Source organism: Sorangium sp. So ce185 (assembly GCF_051526825.1).
GTDB classification, from domain to species: Bacteria; Myxococcota_A; Polyangia; order Polyangiales; family Polyangiaceae; genus Sorangium; species Sorangium cellulosum_D.
Genome location: NZ_CP150316.1, coordinates 7,551,133 through 7,569,340, shown reverse-complemented (window position 1 = coordinate 7,569,340; position 18,208 = coordinate 7,551,133). Strand labels below are relative to the sequence as shown.

Annotated in this window: 15 protein-coding genes; 10 read left to right on the top strand and 5 right to left on the bottom strand. The window is 70.5% G+C overall.

All coding sequences use genetic code 11. The features are described from left to right. The first annotated feature begins 30 nt into the window (after positions 1-30). Together WMF26_RS27545 and WMF26_RS27540 are read left to right on the top strand one after the other, a co-directional pair. Positions 31-411 carry a hypothetical protein gene (locus tag WMF26_RS27545; protein ID WP_437995090.1) on the top strand — a complete coding sequence of 127 codons (381 nt, stop codon included), beginning with the start codon at positions 31-33 and terminating at the stop codon, positions 409-411. A gap of 73 nt (positions 412-484) precedes the next feature. After that, the gene (locus tag WMF26_RS27540) at positions 485-1,162 is read left to right on the top strand and encodes a DNA alkylation repair protein (protein ID WP_437995089.1); all 678 of its coding nucleotides are present in this window, start codon (positions 485-487) and stop codon (positions 1,160-1,162) included. Positions 1,163-1,415: 253 nt separating this feature from the next. On the opposite strand, the gene WMF26_RS27535 is transcribed toward WMF26_RS27540, so the two are convergent. Then, on the bottom strand, positions 1,416-1,934 hold the full coding sequence (locus WMF26_RS27535; RefSeq protein ID WP_437995088.1) for a hypothetical protein: 519 nt from the start codon (positions 1,932-1,934) through the stop codon (positions 1,416-1,418). Between the two features lie 601 nt (positions 1,935-2,535). Between WMF26_RS27535 and WMF26_RS27530 the strand changes: the two genes are divergently transcribed. The 3 genes from WMF26_RS27530 to WMF26_RS27520 all read left to right on the top strand — a co-directional run bounded on the left by WMF26_RS27530 (position 2,536) and on the right by WMF26_RS27520 (position 4,963). Then, positions 2,536-4,047 carry a hypothetical protein gene (locus WMF26_RS27530; RefSeq protein WP_437995087.1) on the top strand — a complete coding sequence of 504 codons (1,512 nt, stop codon included), beginning with the start codon at positions 2,536-2,538 and terminating at the stop codon, positions 4,045-4,047. Positions 4,048-4,130: 83 nt separating this feature from the next. Then, positions 4,131-4,586, top strand: coding sequence for a hypothetical protein (locus tag WMF26_RS27525; RefSeq protein ID WP_437995086.1), 456 nt, complete (start codon positions 4,131-4,133; stop codon positions 4,584-4,586). Positions 4,587-4,600: 14 nt separating this feature from the next. Next, positions 4,601-4,963 (top strand): hypothetical protein, encoded by a 363-nt coding sequence (locus WMF26_RS27520; RefSeq protein WP_437995085.1) that lies wholly within the window; start codon positions 4,601-4,603, stop codon positions 4,961-4,963. 169 nt (positions 4,964-5,132) lie between these two features. Here the strand turns inward: WMF26_RS27520 and WMF26_RS27515 are convergent, their stop codons facing one another. The 3 genes from WMF26_RS27515 to hisS form a co-directional block, all read right to left on the bottom strand. Then, positions 5,133-5,765: a COMM domain-containing protein gene (locus WMF26_RS27515; RefSeq protein WP_437995084.1), complete on the bottom strand. Its 633-nt coding sequence runs from the start codon at positions 5,763-5,765 to the stop codon at positions 5,133-5,135. Positions 5,766-5,889: 124 nt separating this feature from the next. Next, a complete protein-coding gene (locus tag WMF26_RS27510) occupies positions 5,890-7,671 on the bottom strand; it encodes a hypothetical protein (protein WP_437995083.1) in 1,782 nt (593 codons plus the stop codon). After that, a complete protein-coding gene (gene hisS, locus WMF26_RS27505; protein ID WP_437995082.1) occupies positions 7,668-8,930 on the bottom strand; it encodes a histidine--tRNA ligase in 1,263 nt (420 codons plus the stop codon). The genes WMF26_RS27510 and hisS overlap by 4 nt, the downstream gene beginning before the upstream one ends. Positions 8,931-9,068: 138 nt before the next feature. On the opposite strand from hisS, the gene ruvX reads away from it, so the two are divergent. After that, positions 9,069-9,497 carry a Holliday junction resolvase RuvX gene (gene ruvX, locus WMF26_RS27500; protein ID WP_129577105.1) on the top strand — a complete coding sequence of 143 codons (429 nt, stop codon included), beginning with the start codon at positions 9,069-9,071 and terminating at the stop codon, positions 9,495-9,497. A gap of 23 nt (positions 9,498-9,520) precedes the next feature. Here the strand turns inward: ruvX and WMF26_RS27495 are convergent, their stop codons facing one another. Beyond that, a complete protein-coding gene (locus WMF26_RS27495) occupies positions 9,521-11,083 on the bottom strand; it encodes a serine/threonine-protein kinase (RefSeq protein ID WP_049949644.1) in 1,563 nt (520 codons plus the stop codon). A 401-nt stretch (positions 11,084-11,484) separates the two neighbouring features. Between WMF26_RS27495 and rpsO the strand changes: the two genes are divergently transcribed. The 4 genes from rpsO (at position 11,485) to WMF26_RS27475 (ending at position 18,206) form a co-directional block, all read left to right on the top strand. Continuing rightward, positions 11,485-11,751: a 30S ribosomal protein S15 gene (rpsO, locus tag WMF26_RS27490; protein WP_020737447.1), complete on the top strand. Its 267-nt coding sequence runs from the start codon at positions 11,485-11,487 to the stop codon at positions 11,749-11,751. Positions 11,752-12,272: 521 nt separating this feature from the next. Next, positions 12,273-14,546 carry a polyribonucleotide nucleotidyltransferase gene (gene pnp, locus WMF26_RS27485; RefSeq protein ID WP_437995081.1) on the top strand — a complete coding sequence of 758 codons (2,274 nt, stop codon included), beginning with the start codon at positions 12,273-12,275 and terminating at the stop codon, positions 14,544-14,546. A 289-nt stretch (positions 14,547-14,835) separates the two neighbouring features. Continuing rightward, entirely contained in the window at positions 14,836-16,263 is a 1,428-nt protein-coding gene (gene pyk, locus WMF26_RS27480) for a pyruvate kinase (protein WP_063823676.1), read from the top strand. Then, on the top strand, positions 16,260-18,206 hold the full coding sequence (locus WMF26_RS27475; protein WP_437995080.1) for a protein kinase domain-containing protein: 1,947 nt from the start codon (positions 16,260-16,262) through the stop codon (positions 18,204-18,206). Before pyk ends, WMF26_RS27475 begins: the two co-directional genes overlap by 4 nt. Positions 18,207-18,208 lie beyond the last annotated feature (2 nt).

The following is an 18,208-nucleotide window of genomic DNA, read 5'->3' as shown; positions in this document are numbered from 1 at the left end:
GCGGATCGTTCGACGGGCAGAGGTGCTGCGATGGGAATGACGCTGTGCGATGAGAAGACCGACGAGGTCGTCTTCGACATCAACTTCTGGCACTGGCGAGCCATCGTCGAGGCAATCCGGTCCCTCTGCGTCCTCCCCGCGGAGCGGGTCGATGCCCTGCACGAGCCGTTCGTCGGGGAGTTGTCGAGGGACGAGGCTCGGGCCGTCGCTGCCGCGATCCGCGAGCGATTGCTCCCGACCCTTCAGGAGGGGGAGCGGCTTCTGCTGGACGGGCGGCGCACGACCGAGCCGGATGACGGGACTTTTCACCGCGATCCAGCGGAGCAGCACAGGAACTACAGCACCAATCGCCAGGTGCTGGACGAGTTCGCGAAGTGCTGCGAGACGTGCGAGGGATTCCGGGTGATGTGAGGGTCCGCCATGCGCGCGGACGCGCGGGGGATCGACGCTGGACGGCGCCCGCGGATACGGCTAGCTCCGGCCCATGAAGCTCCCCGACGTCATGCGGGAACTCGCCGCGCTGGGCAACGAGAAGATGCGCGAGGTCAACGCCCGCGCCGGAGACGCCCACGGCGTGAACCTCACCCAGCTCCGCGCGCTCGCGAAGCAGCTGAAGGCGGACCACGCCCTGGCCGTCGAGCTGTGGCGCACCGGGGATCCCGACGCCCGCCTCCTGGCGACGCTTGTGTTCAAGCCGAAGGCCCTCTCGGCGGACGAGCTGGACGCGATGGTCCGGGAGATCGGCTACCCCAAGCTGCTCGACTGGTTCATCGTCAACGTGGTGAAGGCGTCGCGCCACGCCGAGGCGCTGCGCGTCCGCTGGAAGGACTCCGCGAGCGCGCTGGTCGGGCGCGCCGGCTGGAGCCTGACGACGGACCGCGTCGTGAAGAGCCCTGCCGGGCTCGATCTCCCCGCGCTGCTCGACCAGATCGAGGCGGAGATGAAGACGGCGCCGGGCCCGAAGCAGTGGTCGATGAACCACTGCCTCGCCGAGATCGGCATCCACAACCCCGGGTTGCGCGCCCGCGCGGTGGCCATCGGCGAGCGGCTCGAGGTGCTCAAGGACTACCCGGCGTCGCCGGGCTGCACGCCGCCGTTCGCGCCGGTCTGGATCGCAGAGATGGTGCGGCGGCAGAAGGCGGAGAAGACGCGGGGCGGGTGAGGGGGGCAGCGCGCCCGATCCCGACGTCGTCCGGGCGTGTCTGGGGCGCTCCTTGCGCCGCAGCTCGCTGTCGAGGGCCAGCGGGCGGTCGTAGCACGACCGCAGCTCTCGGCAGGCCCAGCTCGGGGAGCGAGACCAGCGGGTGCTGACAACCGCTCCGACGTGCTGGCGAGCGCCCATGACTCGCTGACCGACTCCGTTCGCCGCGCACACCTCATCGCGCAGCGAGCCCGCGTCCGCGGGCACGCACCGCTCACCCGGCAGCCCGCAGGATCGCCGCCCGACGGCCGGCATGGTGCGGTTCATTGAGGGCCGGCGGTGGCCCGAGGTCTCGCCCCGTCTCCGCGCTCTCGTTCCGTCCCGCTCGCCACCAGGTGGCTGCGTTGCGGCGCGTACCCCGATCCGCGCAGGCCAGGTTATGGAGTGAAGGCGGCATCTCTCGATGCGTCCGCAAGTTATTGTTATAGCATCGCTTTTTCGGTCGGTGGCGGATTGCGTGGAAGACCTTCTGTCCTCCGAGCTGAGTGCGGCCATCCGCCGATGACATCGTCAAACAAGTTTGTTTCTCCATCCCGAGGATCTCCACCTCGGACGCGTCGAGCCTGGGACGAACGACCTGCGCCAGGTGTGCGTCCGCGCAGGTGAGCGACATGCCGGCCTCGCCGTGGGCTGACCAGGAGATGACGGCGTTGTCGAGCTCGAGGCCATCCGGGAGCGTGTCGTCCAGAGCAAGACCGGGCGGGGCGACCTCGTCGGCGTGCGCTGCGATCATTCTTCGACGGTATGACCATGCTGCCGCTCCACGGTAGAATGTCACGGCGCGCCGAGATCGCGCCGAGGACTGCGGCCAGGGTCGAGCGCTCGGCGGTCTGACGGCGCACCGCGGCCCCGGCCGATAGGAGCGCGCGCTCTCGGTCCGCGGCCGGCAGCACGCGCGTCGTCACGTGTCAATGACTCGTCGACACCCATCGCGCCGCTGAGCCAACCTGGATCCCCGGAGCGACGCAGGTGTTCAATGAATTCGCTCCTTTACGGCTCCGCTCGCGCCTGCACCCGCCGGCTCGCCTCCTCGCGCGTCGCGCCGCTCCCCAGGACCCGCTCGTCGCGCTCGCCGACCCGAGACCGGCGCTCCGGGCTATCTGTCGGCCGAGCCTTGACATTGCGCACAGTCGCCGATGCAATGGAATGGATCGATCAGCAAAAATTCGAGCGCACATCGATAATCGTCGAATTTGATCAGCGAACCTGAAAGAGGATCCATGGACACCAGACCGCCTCCAGCCAGCGTCCCCCGCTCTCCGCCGGAGCGCCTCCTCTGGGCCGCTGTCGCGTTCATTACATGGGTCGCGGCAGTGGGGGGGCTCCTCGTTACAGTGCTGGCGAAGTGGTCCCCGAACCTCCTCGAGGACGTCGCCGTTCAGCTTAACACGACACCTCATCGCATCTGGGTCTGGCTCACGCTCCTCCTCGTGATGGTTCCCGGCCTCGTCGTCGCGACCTTTGCCTACCGTGAAAGCAAGGAGCGCGGCGGATTCGGTGAGTGGCTGGCGCACATGCTGAACCTGATGCAGCGCCTCGCGAATATCATCGCTGATATCAGCCCTTTCATGCTGCGGCCCGTCCTCTTTCTCTCACTCGCGACAGTGCTCTACATTGCCTACACCCAGCTCGTCGAGTGGAAGCAACCCGCGGCCCCGCGGCTCGGCGTCGTCGTGCTCTGCGCGACTCCGAACCTGCTGACCTTGTGCGTGGCGCTGCTCACCGAGCGTCGCCTGGCCCGCCGTGATGTCCTGCTCAGCATTCCGGATGCGCCGGCGGATGGCGTCGACGCTGTCACGTGGAAGGCCAGGAAGGACAGGGCGCTTCTCATGTGGCGTTTCGAGAACGAGCTCATGCGCGCGTCTGTCCAGCGCCTGTCCCGACACAGCGCGATGTTCGGCTTTCTCGCCTCCGGCGTCCTCCTCACCTGCGCGGTCATCGCCCTGCGCTTCGTCGGCAAGCATATGTCGGACGACTACCGCCACGTCCACTACCTCATCCCGATGGCGACCGGGACCGCGGCGCTCGTATCGTTCACGGTCCACTTCGGCAAGGTGTTGTTCCGCTCGGCGAGCAACGACGCCACGGCGCGCATGATGGCCTGGGCGACACGGGCGCTCCTCATGGTCAGCCTCGCGACCGTGTTCCTCGCGGCGACCATCATGAGCACGAGCAGCCATGCACAGACATCTGCACCGCTCCCTCAGGACACCAAGAGCGCGCTGGTGATCGGCATCGCCGCCGGGCTCCTTGGGGACCGGGCGCTCCAGGCGGTCACCGATCAGGCGGCGAGGATGTTCGGGCTCGAGAACATCAAGCCGACAAACTTCGCCGATCTGGCAGCTATCGATGGGCTCACGGAGGAGGACATCGCCCGGCTCGCCGAGGAGCGGATCGACTCGCTACACGCGCTCGCGTTCGTCCCGACGCCACGGTTGTTCTTCAACACGATCTACAGCCTCCAGCGCATCTGCGAGTGGCAGGATCAGGCGCTGCTCATTGCCCACTTCGGCCGGACCAAGGCGATCCTCCTGCGTGATCAGCACGGCGTGCGCGGGGTGCTCGCGGCGCGCCGACTCGCTGAGCAATTCGAGGCGTCTCGGGGGACGCAACAGCCCGTTGGAGGAGCGCCGCCGAGCGGGCAACAAGGGCGGACTCCTCCGGGTGGACAGCAAAATGGAGATGACGGGGCGAAGCTCGAGGCCGTGGCGATCGCGTTCGGCTTTCAGGACAGCGCTCACGCCGCGAAGAGCCTGCGAGCGCTCTGCGACGACGAGGTGTTCCAGCGCCTCGAGGTGTTCTGGCGCGCGATGCCTTACTGGGATCAGGATGGTCCGTCGAGATGACGGCGGCGCCTCGCATAGCAGGATTTTCGCGCCGCTCCGCCTGACGTTCCACGGCGAGGCGCCGAAGGGAAGGAGCTTTAGCCATGAATGATGTGCAGGCTGGTCGTCTCTACAGCACCCGTATTCTGCAGATCCACCTCTTCGTGCTCTTGGTCTGCATGGGCGCGGTGTTTGCGCTCATGCTCCAGCGCATCTCGTCTATTTCGTCAAAGCAGACGGGTATAGAGCAGCGCCTCGACAAAATTGTTAAAACGCTTGAGGAGTCTACGTTGATGGCCGATGGGTTGAAGACGCAGCTCGAGCGTTTTGATCGGGATGAGCTTCAAAAATCTGCTGAGCAGCTTGATGTGATCAACAAGTTGCTCGGAGAGATTGTGTTGTGGACTGATCTCGAAATGCTGCAGGATGAGCTCGACCAGACGGTTGAAGGGTCGCTGGCGTATGAGCTGGAGCGGCTGAGCAGGGAGCCCGCGGGCGTCATCAGGAGATCCAACGCCTCCTGGGAACGCTTGGAGCGAAGCAGCGAGGTAAGCGCATAGCCGACAACGAGCTCATGCAGGCGGTAACAGAGGCCAACAGCCTGTGGAGCATGGTGTTCCCTCTCGTCGCCCGGGCAAGGGAGCGACGCGACGGCGAGCGGGGCGTCGCGCTGGTAATGCTCGACTCAAACGCGCCCTCGCGGACCATCCTCAGCAACGCCTACGGTTACGTCGAACGGCAGGTCCTCCAGCGGCTGCCGGTGCTCAGCGCGCTCCTGCGGCAGGAGGGCTACGAACCCGTGGTCGTGCTCCACCATCACCCGGGGCTCCACGAGGATATGTCGGGGGTAGTGCTCAACCGCGAAGGACATCCGCGGGACGCTCACCGTCATCAGCGCGGCGTCGACCACCTGCGACAGCGCATCCTCGCCTCGTGACTTCCGGATCTTGGAGTTGGCCGCCGACACGGGCGAGGGCATGAGCGTCGGGATCGAGAGGGAAGTCCGCGGCGAGGCGTATGCTCCTCCTACAGCATGACCGGCAGCTGGCCGAGCGCTGGACACGTTGCAGGCACCCATGCAGCGCGCGCTCGACGGGCGCGCGCGGTCAGCCGAGGATCTGCGCGCAGATCTGCTGGAGCTCCCGCAGCAGGTCGGGGGTGGCCTGCAGGGTGATCCGGGAGCGCTGGTCGCCCTCCTGGTAGCTCAGCGTGAGCAGGACGACGGGCGCCGCGATCTTCGCCCCGCGGCTCGCGGCCGCGATCGAGTCGATGCGCCAGTCGACGCCGGTGAGCAGCTTGCCGTGGTCGAGCAGCGCGCCGCGCACGATCTCCCGCCGCACGACCGCCCGGGCCTGGTCGTAGCCGGCGAGCAGGATCGCCTGGATCTCCTCGGCGCCGTCGCCGGGCGCGAGCGCCGCGAGGTCGGCCGCGAGCGCGGCGCGGTCGAGGTCGCGCTTGCTCGCCTCGCGCACGAGGAAGCGGCACGCCTTGAGCACGCGCGCGAGCGCCTCGGAGCCGACCTCGTGCCGGCGGCAGAAGCCGTCGAGGAGCCGCTCGACGGCGGCGGGCACCGGCTCGCCGAGGCTCGGCCCGAGCGCCTCCCAGAGGCGCTGCCGCGCGCCCTCGGGCAGGTCCAGGAGCCGGCGCAGATCGGCGGCGAGCTCCGGGGGCGGCGGCGCGCCGCCGAGGCTCGCGAGCTCGGGGCGGGGGGAGGGCGCTTCGCGGGCGGGGGTGCTCATCGCGACCTCGCCAACGATTGCCGACCTCCGCGGCGATGTCCACCGCCGCGCGGCCGCCGCCGCGCGGGCGGGTTGAGACCGCGCGGGCGGGCCGAGACCGCCAGGACCGCGGCGCTCGGCCGGATCACTCGCTCAGCTGGATCGGGACGTAGAGCGCCCGCATCTTCGACATCGTGCCCTCGCGCGTGTACCCGGCGAGCCCGTACAGCAGGTTCCACCAGTGCCCGCCCGGCGTCTCGCCGTACGAGAACACGGGGAAGAAATGGAACTCCCACTCCATGCCCGTCCGCACCCGCCGCTCCCGGTAGAAGGTGTTGAGCGCGACCTGCGTCACCGAGTTCTGGTCCGCGAACCGGAAATAGACTGGCAGCGCGATCGTGGTGCGCGACGTCGGCGACGCGAAGTCCCAGAGGAACGGCGCGACCACGAGGTGCGTGGAGCTGCGGTTTCGACCCGAATAGAAGAACGGGTAGATGTCCGTCTCCCAGCCCGTGAGATCCCGCGTGTGGCGGACCAGCGGCGTGAGCCACGTCGTGTCGCTCAACCCGTGGCGCTTGAAGCGGCCATAGAACGGGAAGAGGACGAGATCGTCGCTGCGCGGCGAGGTGTTCCGGTAATAGAACGGGAGCAGGAACGTCCGCTCCAGATCGATGTCCGGATCCCGGTACTGCCAGAAGAGCGGCGTGATCATGTCGAGCTCCGTCCGCCCTCGATAGCGGGCGTAGCCCCATGTCGCGAAGGTGCTCTCTCCCTCCTCGCCGCGCGCCTTCACGAAGAGCGGTGTGACGAGCAGGTTCGAGTTGCCCTCGTACCCGTAATGGAAGAACGGGAACAGCGTGGTGCGATCGTAGTTCTTGCCCCAGCTGTGCCAGTAGAAGGGCATGACGTTGAACACGTCGCCCTTGCGCGAGTGCTGCCACATCAGAGGACCCCAGACGTTCGTCGAGCGGTCTCCGATGTCGCTGTAATGGTAGTAGTGCAAGAGCGGCGGGATGACCTCGTACTCGCTGCTCTCGTCGCGACCGTAGAAGTAGAGCGGGGCCAGGCCGAGATCGATCTTGTCGGCCGAGCGCGCGTCGCACGCGGGGCCGCCCTTCCAGCTGCAGAAGAGGGGGCCGACCAGGTTGAAGCCGCTCCGCGCCGTGTGGTGCGTGAAGGTGAGCAGGGGAGGGATGTGGAAGTAGCCGCTCCCGTCGTCGCTCTTGCCCTCGAAGAAGAGGGGCGCGAGCCAGTTGTCGTGCCGGCCCGGCTCCGCCTTGCGCCCGGGGCCCGCGGGGCGCCCCTCGCGCTCGCGGTGCATGAACGGGCCGACGATGGTCGTGTACGTGTTCTGGTCCCGCAGCTTCCAGAAGAACGGGAAGAGCACGTCGGCGTCGACGTCCTTGCTCCGGCGGTTGTAGTAGAGCGGCGTCACCATCGTGGCGCGGTCGCCGGGCATCTTGCGCTCCGCCCACAGGGGGAAGAGCGTCCGGAACTGGTAGCTGCCGCTCTTCTCGCCGTAGTAGAGCCCGTACCAGTCCCGCTGGATCTCCGCGGCGCGCCCGACCTCCCACTCGCCGGGGTCGTTCGTGCCGATCTGCTTCTTGACCTGCGGCGGGATCGCCAGCGGGTCCTCCGGCAGGGTCGGCTCCTGGGTCTGGATCGGGCTCTCCTCCGAGGTCGGCGCCGCGTGCGTCTCCGGCGTGCCGGGCGGCGGCTTCTGCGGCGCGCTCGAGGGGGGCGGCCCCATGCCGGGCTGGCCGAAGCTGACCTGCGCCGCCGCGACCGACGGCGCCGCCAGCGCCGCCAGCGCCGCGGCGAGCGAGAGCGCCGCGCCCGCGCGCCGCGCCCGGCCCCGCATCTCGTCCGCCGGAGCGCCGCGCGCCCCCCGCGAGCAGCCCTGCGCTCCCATCGCCTCGGAGGTCAACGCGCTCCCCGCTGGCCGCCGGGCGACGCCTCGAGGGCCCGATCCGCGAGCACGCGCGCCGCGCCCTCCAGCGGGATCTCCTCCTGCAGGTGCGCCACGAGATCCTTGATCTGGATGACGCCGCGCTCGACCTCCGAGTCGCCGAGGATCACGCAGAGCCGCGCGCCGAGCGCGTCCGCGCGCCGGAGCATCGCTTTGAGCCGGCCGCCGCGCCCGTCGAGCTCGACCGAGACGCCGAGCGCGCGCAGCTGCCTCGCGAGGAGGAGCGCGCGGTCCGCGCCGCTCTGGCCGAGCGGGGCGAGGAAGCAGCCGGGCCCCCGGCGCGCGGGGGCGTCGGGCATCATCGTGAGCAGCCGCTCCATCCCCATCGCGAAGCCGATCGCCGGCACGCTCGGCCCGCCGAGCCCAGCGACCATGTTGTCGTAGCGACCGCCGCCCGCGAGCGTGCTCTGGGCGCCGAGATCGCTCGAGGTCGCCTTCACCTCGAAGAGCGTGCGCGTGTAGTAGTCGAGCCCGCGCACGAGCGACCGGTCGACGACGTAGCTCACGCCGAGCACGTCGAGGCAGCGCAGCACGCCCTGCCAGTGGGCCCGGTCGGCGTCGTCGAGCAGGTCGAGCGTCGACGGCGCGTCGCGCGACACCTCGTGGTCGCGCGGGTCCTTCGAGTCGAGGATGCGCAGCGGGTTCTTCTCGAGGCGGCGCTGCGAGTCCTCGCTGAGCTCGCCCTTGCGCGGCGCGAAGTGGGCGAGCAGCGCCTCGCGGTAGCGCTCGCGCGTGCCCGCGCTGCCGAGCGAGTTCACGTGGACGACGAAGTCGCCGATGCCGATGCGCTGCAGGAACGTCGCGACGAGGTCGATCGTCTCGGCGTCGCAGAGCGGCCCGGGATCGCCGAAGAGCTCGCAGCCGGCCTGGTAGAACTGGCGGTAGCGCCCCTTCGCCGGCCGCTCGCCGCGGAACATCGGCCCGAGGTAGTACCAGCGGGTGACCGGCTCCTTGGCGTGGACCGCGTGCTCGACGTACGCGCGCGCGGCGCCGGCCGTGCCCTCCGGCCGCACCGTGAGCCGATCGCCGTGGCGCTCGAAGGAGTACATCTCCTTCTCGACCACGTCCGTCGTCTCGCCCATCTGGTGCTGGAAGAGCTCCGTCGGCTCGAGCAGCGGCGTGCGCACCTCGGCATAGCCGTGGAGCTCCGCGTGGAGGCGGAAGGCCCCCTCGAGCTTGTGCCAGCGCTCCACCTCTTCGGGGAGGATGTCGTTCATCCCCCGTACCGCGCGCAGTTCCATCGCGCGGCGCTTATGGTCGGAGCTGGCGAGCGGGTCAAGCCAGTCGGAGGCCTCCCGGTGCGCTCGGGTCTCGCCGGCTCACCGTCTTGGGGCTATGTGCTGTCTCCGAGAGGCATGGCGAAGGCAAAGACCCGCGCTGCGGCGATCGATCTTGGGAAGGCCCGCGTGGGCGTGGCGGTGACCGACGAGCTCGGGCTCTACGCGCACCCGCGGCCGCTGCTCGACGGGCGGAACCGGAAGGCGCTCCTCGAGGCCCTCGCGGCGCTCGCCCGGGACGAAGGGATCACGCGGTTCCTGGTAGGGCTGCCGCTGGAGATGAACGGGGACGAGGGGCCCGCCGCGCGGCGGGCCGCGGCCTTCGCGCAGGCGGTGGCCGACGCCACCGGCGTCGAGGTGGAGCTCATCGACGAGCGGCTGACGACGGTCGAGGCGGCACGGCGGCTGCGCGACGGGGGCGTCTCGGGGCGGAAGAGCAAGGAGCGGGTCGACGGGGCGGCGGCGGCGCTGCTCCTCCAGGCCTGGCTGGACGGTCGGCGCGGCTAGGCGCGGGCCGCTCGCCGGCCGGGCTACCGGCTCTCGCTGCGGAGCAAGAGGTACGCCCCGGCGGCCCCGACCGCGCCGATCGCGAACAGCACGACGTCCCACATGGGCCAGGCGACGCCGGCCGCGCGCCGGAGGACGACGGCCTCGACGACCCGCACGAGCAGCGACGCGAAGCCGTAGGCGCACAGCCCGACGACGATCGGCCGGCGGATGTTGTCGGCCAGATCGACCGACTTCATGCTGTTGTTCCACACGTTGCGGCGCACGTGGCGCGCGCCGATCAGCGCGGGGGTGATCAGCGCGAAGCCGATCCCGGACGCGAGCAGGACCGCCTCGAGGCCGGTCAGGTTGTCGGTCACGGTGCCGCCGCGCGAGAGGCGGATGATCGCGGTGACCAGCGTGATCAGGCCGCCGGCGACCCAGAAGAGGCCGAGCACCGAGAGCAGCAGGATGAGCGGCCTCGCCATGCTCACCTGCTGCGCCTGGCGGAGCTGCATCGTCGCGGCGCGCGGCGCCGACGGCAGCGACGTGCGCGGCCCGGGCTGCACGACGGGGGAGCTCAGCTCCCGCGGCTCGGGCTCGCTCGTGTCGTAGAGCGCGAGCTCCGCGTCGAGCTCTTCCATCGTCTGGTAGCGGTGGCTGGGCTCCTTCGCCATCGCCCGCTGGATGATCATCTCCAGCGGCTCGGGGATGCTCGGCTCGAGCGAGCGCGGGCGCGGCGGGTCCTCGGTGAGCACCGCGGTCAGGGTCGCGGTCGGGTCGTTGCGGTCGAACGGGCGGCTGCCGGTGAGGGCGCAGTAGAGGATGGCGCCGACGGCGTAGATGTCCGCCCGGTGATCGACGCGCTCGCCGCGGGCCTGCTCCGGGGCCATGTACGACGGCGTGCCCATGATCATTCCGGTCTGCGTGAGCGCGGCGCCGGGCGCGTCGTCGACCTTGGAGATGCCGAAGTCGATCACCTTGGCCGTGGGCATGGCGAGGTCGCCGGTGAGGAACACGTTCTCCGGCTTCATGTCGCGGTGCACCACGCCCTTCGCGTGCGCGGCGGCGAGCGCCTTGCAGATCTGCCGGACGATGCGCACGGCGGGGCCGATCTTCATCTTGCCGACCTCCGTGAGGTAGTCGGCGAGCTCCTTGCCTTCGAGGAACTCGTTGACGAGGAACGGCCGCCCCTCGGCGGTGCGGTGGACGTCGAAGACGGTGACGACGTACGGGCTCTGCACCGCGGCCGCGGCCTCGGCCTCGCGCTGGAAGCGCGAGATCACCTGCGGCTGCCGGGCGTACTCCGGGTGCAGCATCTTGATGGCGAAACGCTTGCTCGAGATCCGGGTGTGGCGCGCCTCGTAGACGCGCCCCATGCCGCCCTCGCCGACGACGCGCATGACCGTGTACGTCTCGTTGAGCGTCTTGCCGACGAGATCGTCGCGGAGCGCGTCGTCCACGGAGTCGTCGAGCGTCGCGGCGTCGCGCGGGCACACCCTGAACTCGGCCGGGTACCGCACCCCGCAGGTGGGGCAAACCTTGGGCGTCGCGTTGTCGCTCCCGGAGCTCGGGGGCGCGTTGGCGGAGGTCGAGAGGCTCGTCATCGCGTGCGCGATATGCAGGTCCGACTGCGAGCCGCGCGGGTCCGACTGCGGTCGGGAGCCGCGCGGGTCCGACTGCGGTCGGGAAGGGTCCGACTGCAGTCGGGGAGCGTCTTCGGGGGGCCGGAGGGTGCCGGGCATCGCTGACCGAGGGTAGCCAATCGGCCGTTCTGGGGGTGACAAATCGCGCGGGCCACGTCGACCGCGTTGACGGGCGCGTTGACGGACCGGCGCGCCTGCGTATACTCGCGCGCTCCTCTGCTCACTGGCCTGAATTTCGCGGGCTCCCGCCGCTCCGGGCGCGGGGCTCGCCTTCAGGCGTCGCTTGGCCAGTCGCCGGCGTCGTGAAGACGCGCCGGCCCGGGCGCTCGGCAGCGCACCGGAGAGGCCATGGAGAGCCAGCCATGCTGCACTCGATTCAGAAGACGGACATCATCCAGAAGTACGCGATCCACGAGGGCGACACCGGGTCGCCCGAGGTCCAGATCGCGCTCCTCAGCGAGCGGATCAACCAGCTGCAGGAGCACTTCCGCACCCACCAGAAGGACCACCACTCCCGCCGGGGCCTCCTGAAGCTGGTGAGCCAGCGCCGCCGTCAGCTCGACTACCTGAAGCGCATCGACATCGAGCGCTACCGCAGCCTCATCGGCCGCCTCAACCTCCGCAAGTAGCGGATTTCAGGGCAGATTGCGCCGGTCTCGCCGGCGCGCTCCCGAGGCGCCGCGCGCCCGCGCGGCGTCCGTCTGCCCTCTGCCCGCGCTGTCGGGGCAGGTGCGAGCGCCGGCCTCGGCTGGGTCTGCCCGCTTGCCGCCGGCCTCGGCCGGTCGGGCCTGTCCGCTTGCCGGCCGCAGCTCGCTGCCGTCCCATCCTCCACCCGCGCGTTCCACCCGGCACCGGCCGGCGTTCCGGCCCTTCCGTTCGGGAGGTTTTGCGGCACGCACCCCTGAACGCATGCGTTTTGCGCTGGCGAGGGCGGAGCGAACGCTTTAAGGAGCACATTCATTGACCACGGGACGGCGGGCCGCTCGGCCTCACCGTTCCCGAGCGCGGGCTCCGCGCGTCTTCGTCTTCGCTTCGTGCGCAGCAGCGCGGCTCCTGCGCAGGAATCGAGGAAGAAGAGCAGCCCCTCGCGCTCGGCGTAGCGCCGCACGCAGCGGCCCTCGCGATCGCGCGAGAGAGAGCTGAAATCCTGATGTTCGTTCGTGAATCCGTCATGGTGGGCGGCCGCGCCCTCACCCTCGAGACCGGCCGCCTGGCGAAGCAGGCCCACGGGGCCGTGCTCGTCACCTACGGCGATACCATGGTGCTCGTGACCGCCGTCTCGCAGGACGAGCGGCCGGGCCTCGACTTCTTCCCCCTCACCTGCGAGTTCGTCGAGAAGACGTACGCCGCCGGCAAGATCCCCGGCGGGTTCTTCAAACGCGAGGCGCGCCAGCGCGAGGAGGAGATCCTCTCGAGCCGCCTCATGGACCGCCCGCTCCGCCCGCTCTTCCCCGAGGGCTTCAAGCGGGACACGCAGATCATCGCCACGGTCCTCTCCAGCGACAAGCAGAACAAGGCCGACGTCCTCGCGCTGACGGGCGCGAGCGCCGCGCTGCACATCTCGGACATCCCCTGGCACGGGCCCGTCGTCGGCGTGCGCGTGGGCCGCCTCGAGGGCGAGTTCGTCGCGTACCCGACGGTGGCCGACATCGAGCGGTGCGACATCGACCTCGTCGTCGCCTGCTCGCGCGACGCGATCGTGATGGTCGAGGGCGGCGCCGCGGAGGCGACCGAGGCCGAGATCATCGACGCGCTGATGTTCGCGCACGAGACGGCGCAGCCGGTCATCGACCTCATCGAGAAGATGCGCGCCGCGGTGGGCAAGCCGAAGCGCGAGTTCGTCGCGCCGGCGCTGCCGGACGACGTCAAGCAGCGCGTCGCCCAGATCGTCGACGGGGACCTCAAGGCGGCGACGCGGGTGACCGACAAGAAGGCGCGCTACGACGGCTACAGCACGCTCAAGAAGAAGCTGACCGAGACCCTGTCGGCCGAGCTCGGCGCCGAGAAGTTCCTGCCCCTCCAGGGGCTCGTGAAGGCCGAGTTCGAGGAGCGCAAGGCGCACGTCGTCCGCACGTACGTCATCGAGGAGGGCCGGCGCATCGACGGCCGCGACGGCAAGAGCATCCGGCCGATCATGTGCGAGGTGGGCCTGCTCCCGCGCGTGCACGGCAGCGCCCTGTTCCAGCGCGGCGAGACGCAGGCGATCGTCACGACGACGCTCGGCACCTCGACCGACGAGCAGAAGATCGACGGCCTGATGGGCGAGACGTGGAAGCGCTTCTACCTCCACTACAACTTCCCGCCCTTCTCGACCGGCGAGACGAAGCCGCTGCGCGGCCCCGGCCGTCGCGAGATCGGCCACGGCGCGCTCGCCGAGCGCGCGCTCTCCCGGATGATCCCGCCGCCGGATCAGTTCCCCTACACGATCCGGATCGTGTCGGAGACGCTCGAGTCGAACGGCTCGTCGTCGATGGCGGCGGTCTGCGGCGGGTGCCTCTCGCTCATGGACGCGGGCGTGCCGATCAAGTCGCCCGTCGCCGGCATCGCGATGGGGCTCATCATGGAGGGCCAGCGCTACGCGGTGCTCTCGGACATCCTCGGCGACGAGGATCACCTCGGCGACATGGACTTCAAGGTCTGCGGCACGGCGCGCGGCGTGACCGCGATCCAGATGGACATCAAGATCGCCGGCCTGAGCCGGCAGATCCTGATGCAGGCGCTGGATCAGGCGCGCGAGGGGCGGCTCCACATCCTGAACAAGATGCTGGAGACGCTGCCGACCACGCGGCCCGAGCTCAGCCAGTACGCGCCGCGGATCACCACGGTGCGCGTGAAGCCCGACCAGATCCGGCTCATCATCGGCCCCGGCGGCAAGACCATCAAGGGCATCGTCGACCAGACCGGCGTCGCGATCGACGTCGAGGACGACGGCACGGTGAACGTCGCGTCGTCGGACTCCGACGCGGTGAAGCGGGCGCTCGACATCATCAAGGGGCTCACCGCCGAGCCCGAGGTCGGCGCGACCTACAAGGGGACGGTCAAGCGCATCACCGACTTCGGCGCGTTCATCGAGATCCTCCCGAACACGGACGGCCTGCTGCACATCTCGGAGATGGCCCACACGCGCGTCGAGCGCGTCGAGGACGTCCTCAAGGAGGGCGACTCGGTCGACGTGAAGGTGCTGAGCGTCGATCGCGACGGGAAGATCCGGCTGAGCCGGCGCGAGCTGCTCCCGCTGCCGGAGGGCGAGGAGGGCGATCGGGCGCGCGAGCGGATGGCGCAGGCGCGCGACGCCGGCCCGCCGCCGCGGCGCGACGGCCCGGGCGGCGGGCGTGGCGGCGACCGCGACCGCGGCCCGCGGCCCGGCATGGAGCGCGATCGCGGCGGGCCGCCGCCGCGCGAGCGCCGCGAGCGCCGCTCCTAGCCACGAGATCCCGGGGGGAGGTCATGCCGCGCTGCGGCGCGCGCCGACCTCCCCGTCGCTCACGCCCCTCACAGAGATCGCCTGATTTTCAGCGTTCCGCGGCCTCGCGCGGCGCCCGCGGCGTGGAGCGCGCTGCCCGCGGCGGGCCTGCGCGCTCGGCCGCTGCGCCGACGCGCGCGCCGCGTCCGGGCTCGTCCATCCAGCGGCTTTGTTGGAATCCGATGAAGTCCGCATGGCTCCTTCACAATCAGGGTAGTGTCGCGACCCCTGCTCGTGGCATGCTCCGCCCGTGCTCGTACGCAGAGCGAAAATCGTCTGTACCATTGGCCCTTCGTGTGACTCTCAAACGACGCTGGAGCAGCTCATCCGCGCCGGTATGGATGTCGCTCGACTCAACTTCTCTCACGGCTCGCATGAGGATCATGGCAAGGCAATCGCCACGGTCCGCGCGGCTGCGGAGGCCTGCGGAAAGCCTGTGGCGATCCTGCAGGATCTCTGCGGCCCGAAGATCCGAGCCGGTCGCTTCCCCGGCAACACCTTCGAGGTCGCTGACGGGGCTTCCGTTACCTTGGTCGAGGCGAACCGGGACAGCCCCGTCGCCACGCCCGGCGAGATCCCGATCCTCTACGAGGGCCTCGCCTCCGACCTGCAGCCGGGCGACGTCGTCCTCATCGACGACGGCCGCGTGGTGGTCACCGTCACCAAGGTCGAGGGCGATCGCGTCCACGCCGGCGTGACGCAGGGCGGACGCCTGCGCGATCGCGTGGGCGTGCACCTGCCGGCCAGGCGCGTGCGCATCTCCGCCCTCACCGAGAAGGACAAGGCGGACCTGAGCTTCGGCCTCGCGCAGGGGGTCGACTACGTCGCCCTCTCGTTCGTGCGCAACGCGGACGAGGTCCGGCACGTCCGCGACATCTGCGAGGCCTGGGGCCGCCCGACGCCGATCGTCTCCAAGATCGAGACGCCCGGCGCCATCGACAACCTCGAGTCGATCATCCTCGCCTCGGACGGGGTCATGGTCGCGCGCGGCGATCTCGGCGTGGAGTTCAACCCGGAGCGGGTGCCGATCATCCAGCGCGAGATCCTCGGCCTCGCCCGCGTGCACCAGAAGCCGGTGATCGTCGCGACCGAGATGCTCCAGTCGATGGTGACCGCGACGCGCCCGACGCGCGCCGAGGCGAGCGACGTGGCGACCGCCGTCTTCGACGGCACCGACGCGGTCATGCTCTCGCAGGAGACCGCGACCGGCGCGCACCCGCCGCTCGTCGTGCGGATGATGGCCCGCATCGTCACCGAGGCCGAGCAGAGCTCGTTCTACCGCTACCTCTCGAGCGAGCAGCCCGGCCAGCGCGCGAACGTCGCGGAGGCGACCGCGCGCGCGGCGTGCGACATCGCGAAGGACATCGGCGCGAAGCTCATCATCGCGTTCACCGAGAGCGGCCTCACCGCGCGGTACGCGTCGAAGGCGCGCCCCGTGGTGCCGATCGTCGCCTTCTCGCCGAACGACACGACGCGCCGGCGGCTCGCGCTGCTCTGGGGCGTGGTGCCGTTCCCCGTCGACGCGCTCCGCAACTCGGACGAGATGATCGAGCGCGCCACCGGGCAGCTGCTCGCGAACGGCCTCGTCTCGCCCGGCGACAAGCTCGTCACCATCTACGGCGCTCCGGTCGGCGTCTCGGGGTCGACCAACGCGATTCGGGTGAAGGTCGTTGAATGAGCCTGCTCGCCCGCGATAGGGGCTCGACGGGCGAGCAGGAATCCCTCTCCAGACACGCGGGCGCAGAAGGCCTCCCGAAGCTCGAGAAATACGAGCTGATCGAGGAGCTCGGCCACGGCGGGATGGCCACGGTCTACCGCGCCCGCGACCCGCGGCTCCGCCGCGAGGTCGCCGTCAAGATCATCCACAAGCACCTCCGCGAGAACGCCGAGGTCGGCGCCCGCTTCGTCGCCGAGGCGCGCGCGGCGGCGAAGCTGCGCCACCCCGGCATCGTCGAGGTGTACGACGTCTCCAGCGAGCAGGATCGCGAGCGCTACCTCGTGGTCGAGCTGCTCCGCGGCTCCACGCTGCGCAAGATCCTGAACGCCCACCGCGACATGCCGGCCGAGATCGGCGCCGCCGTGGTGCTCGAGCTGTGCGACGCCCTGGAGCACGCGCACGCGTCGGGGATCATCCACCGCGACGTGAAGCCGGAGAACGTGCTCGTCGAGCTGCCGTCCGACCGCCCGGGCGGCAGCTGGGACGGCGCGAGCGTGGTCATCAAGCTGACCGACTTCGGCATCGCCAAGATCCTCGACGCCCAGGGCGTCACGTCGACCGGGCAGGTGCTCGGCTCGCCGGCGCACATGGCGCCGGAGCAGATCGAGGGGGGCGAGGTCGACGCGCGCACCGACGTCTTCGCGCTCGGCGTGCTCTTCTACGAGTGCCTCGTCGGGCACCTGCCGTTCGAGGGAAAGAACCCGGCGCAGGTGCTCCGCAGGGTGATCGAGGGGGTCTACCCGGAGGCCGAGCGCGAGCGGCCCGCCGTGGGCGCGCGCTGGAGCCGGATCATCGCGGGCGCCCTCTCGCACGACATCGCGGGCCGCACGGCGAGCCCCCGCGCGCTCGCCGAGCTGATCCGGGCCGAGCTCGGCGAGCTCGGCGTCGCGGAGCCGCGCGCCGAGCTCGCCGCCTACTTCGCCGACCCCGCGGGCTACGCCGAGCGGCACGCCGCGCGGCTCGTCCCGCGCCTCGTGGCGCGCGCGGAGGCCGGCCGCAAGCGCGGCGACGTGCCGGGCGCGGCCGCCGATTACAACCGGGCCCTCGCCCTCGCGCCGAACGACCTCACCATCCTCAAGCGGATCGCGAAGCTGAACGCGAGCCGCAGCCGGAGGCAGCTCGCGCGGCGCGCGCTGCTCGTGGCGCTCGCGTCGGTGGGGCTCGGCGTCGCCGCGTTCGGCGTGGCGCGCGCGCTGCGCGATGCTCCACCTCCGGAGGGGGACGCGCCCCTCGCGGGCGATCCGCCGCGGCCGGGGCCGATCGAGGCCCTGGTCCCGCCGCCGAACCTGCGCGCGGTCGCGGCGCGCGCCGCGGAGGGCGCGCCGCGCGCCGCGGAGGTCTCGCCGGGCGCCGCGGAGGGCGCGATCGCGCCGCGGCCTCGCCCGCGGTTTCACCCGCCGCCCGTCGCGTCGGCGGCCGCATCCCCGGCCGAGGCGCCGGCGGTCCGCGACGTCGTCTTCCAGATCGTCCCGAGCGGCGCCAAGCTGGTGCTCGACGGGGTCGAGATCAACTGGTTCGGCGCGAACAAGGTCACGCCGCTCAAGATCGGCGCGCACAGCGTCGACATCAGCGTGCCCAACTCGCGGTGCTGCAAGCCGTACTCGGGCGTCATCTCGGTCGTCGCGCCCAAGCCCGGGGTCACCGCGCCGCAGCGGATCGTCCACAAGCTGGAGATCCTGCCCAGCACGGTCGTCCTGAGCGGCGCGCCGCCGAGCGCGCAGTACCAGTGCCCGCAGATCGGCCTGATCGGCTTCGCGGGCGCCCCGCAGACCGTGACCCTGAACGACGTGTTCTGGAGCGGGCGCTGCATCTTCACGCCCCCGACGCCCGACGCGGCGCCGCTCGTCGGCAACGTCACGCTCGTGGCCGGCGAGTCGAACACCGTTTCCTGGCCGTCCGGCTGACG

Excerpts from the sequence above, each read along its gene's own strand:
- WMF26_RS27495 (WP_049949644.1), bottom strand. The coding sequence starts at position 11,083 with ATGACGAGCCTCTCGACCTCCGCCAACGCGCCCCCGAGCTCCGGGAGC.
- WMF26_RS27540 (WP_437995089.1), top strand. The coding sequence starts at position 485 with ATGAAGCTCCCCGACGTCATGCGGGAACTCGCCGCGCTGGGCAACGAG.
- WMF26_RS27545 (WP_437995090.1), top strand. The coding sequence starts at position 31 with ATGGGAATGACGCTGTGCGATGAGAAGACCGACGAGGTCGTCTTCGAC.
- ruvX (WP_129577105.1), top strand. The coding sequence starts at position 9,069 with ATGGCGAAGGCAAAGACCCGCGCTGCGGCGATCGATCTTGGGAAGGCC.
- WMF26_RS27535 (WP_437995088.1), bottom strand. The coding sequence starts at position 1,934 with ATGATCGCAGCGCACGCCGACGAGGTCGCCCCGCCCGGTCTTGCTCTG.
- hisS (WP_437995082.1), bottom strand. The coding sequence starts at position 8,930 with ATGAACGACATCCTCCCCGAAGAGGTGGAGCGCTGGCACAAGCTCGAG.
- rpsO (WP_020737447.1), top strand. The coding sequence starts at position 11,485 with ATGCTGCACTCGATTCAGAAGACGGACATCATCCAGAAGTACGCGATC.
- WMF26_RS27475 (WP_437995080.1), top strand. The coding sequence starts at position 16,260 with ATGAGCCTGCTCGCCCGCGATAGGGGCTCGACGGGCGAGCAGGAATCC.
- WMF26_RS27520 (WP_437995085.1), top strand. The coding sequence starts at position 4,601 with ATGCAGGCGGTAACAGAGGCCAACAGCCTGTGGAGCATGGTGTTCCCT.
- pnp (WP_437995081.1), top strand. The coding sequence starts at position 12,273 with ATGTTCGTTCGTGAATCCGTCATGGTGGGCGGCCGCGCCCTCACCCTC.
- WMF26_RS27525 (WP_437995086.1), top strand. The coding sequence starts at position 4,131 with ATGAATGATGTGCAGGCTGGTCGTCTCTACAGCACCCGTATTCTGCAG.
- WMF26_RS27515 (WP_437995084.1), bottom strand. The coding sequence starts at position 5,765 with ATGAGCACCCCCGCCCGCGAAGCGCCCTCCCCCCGCCCCGAGCTCGCG.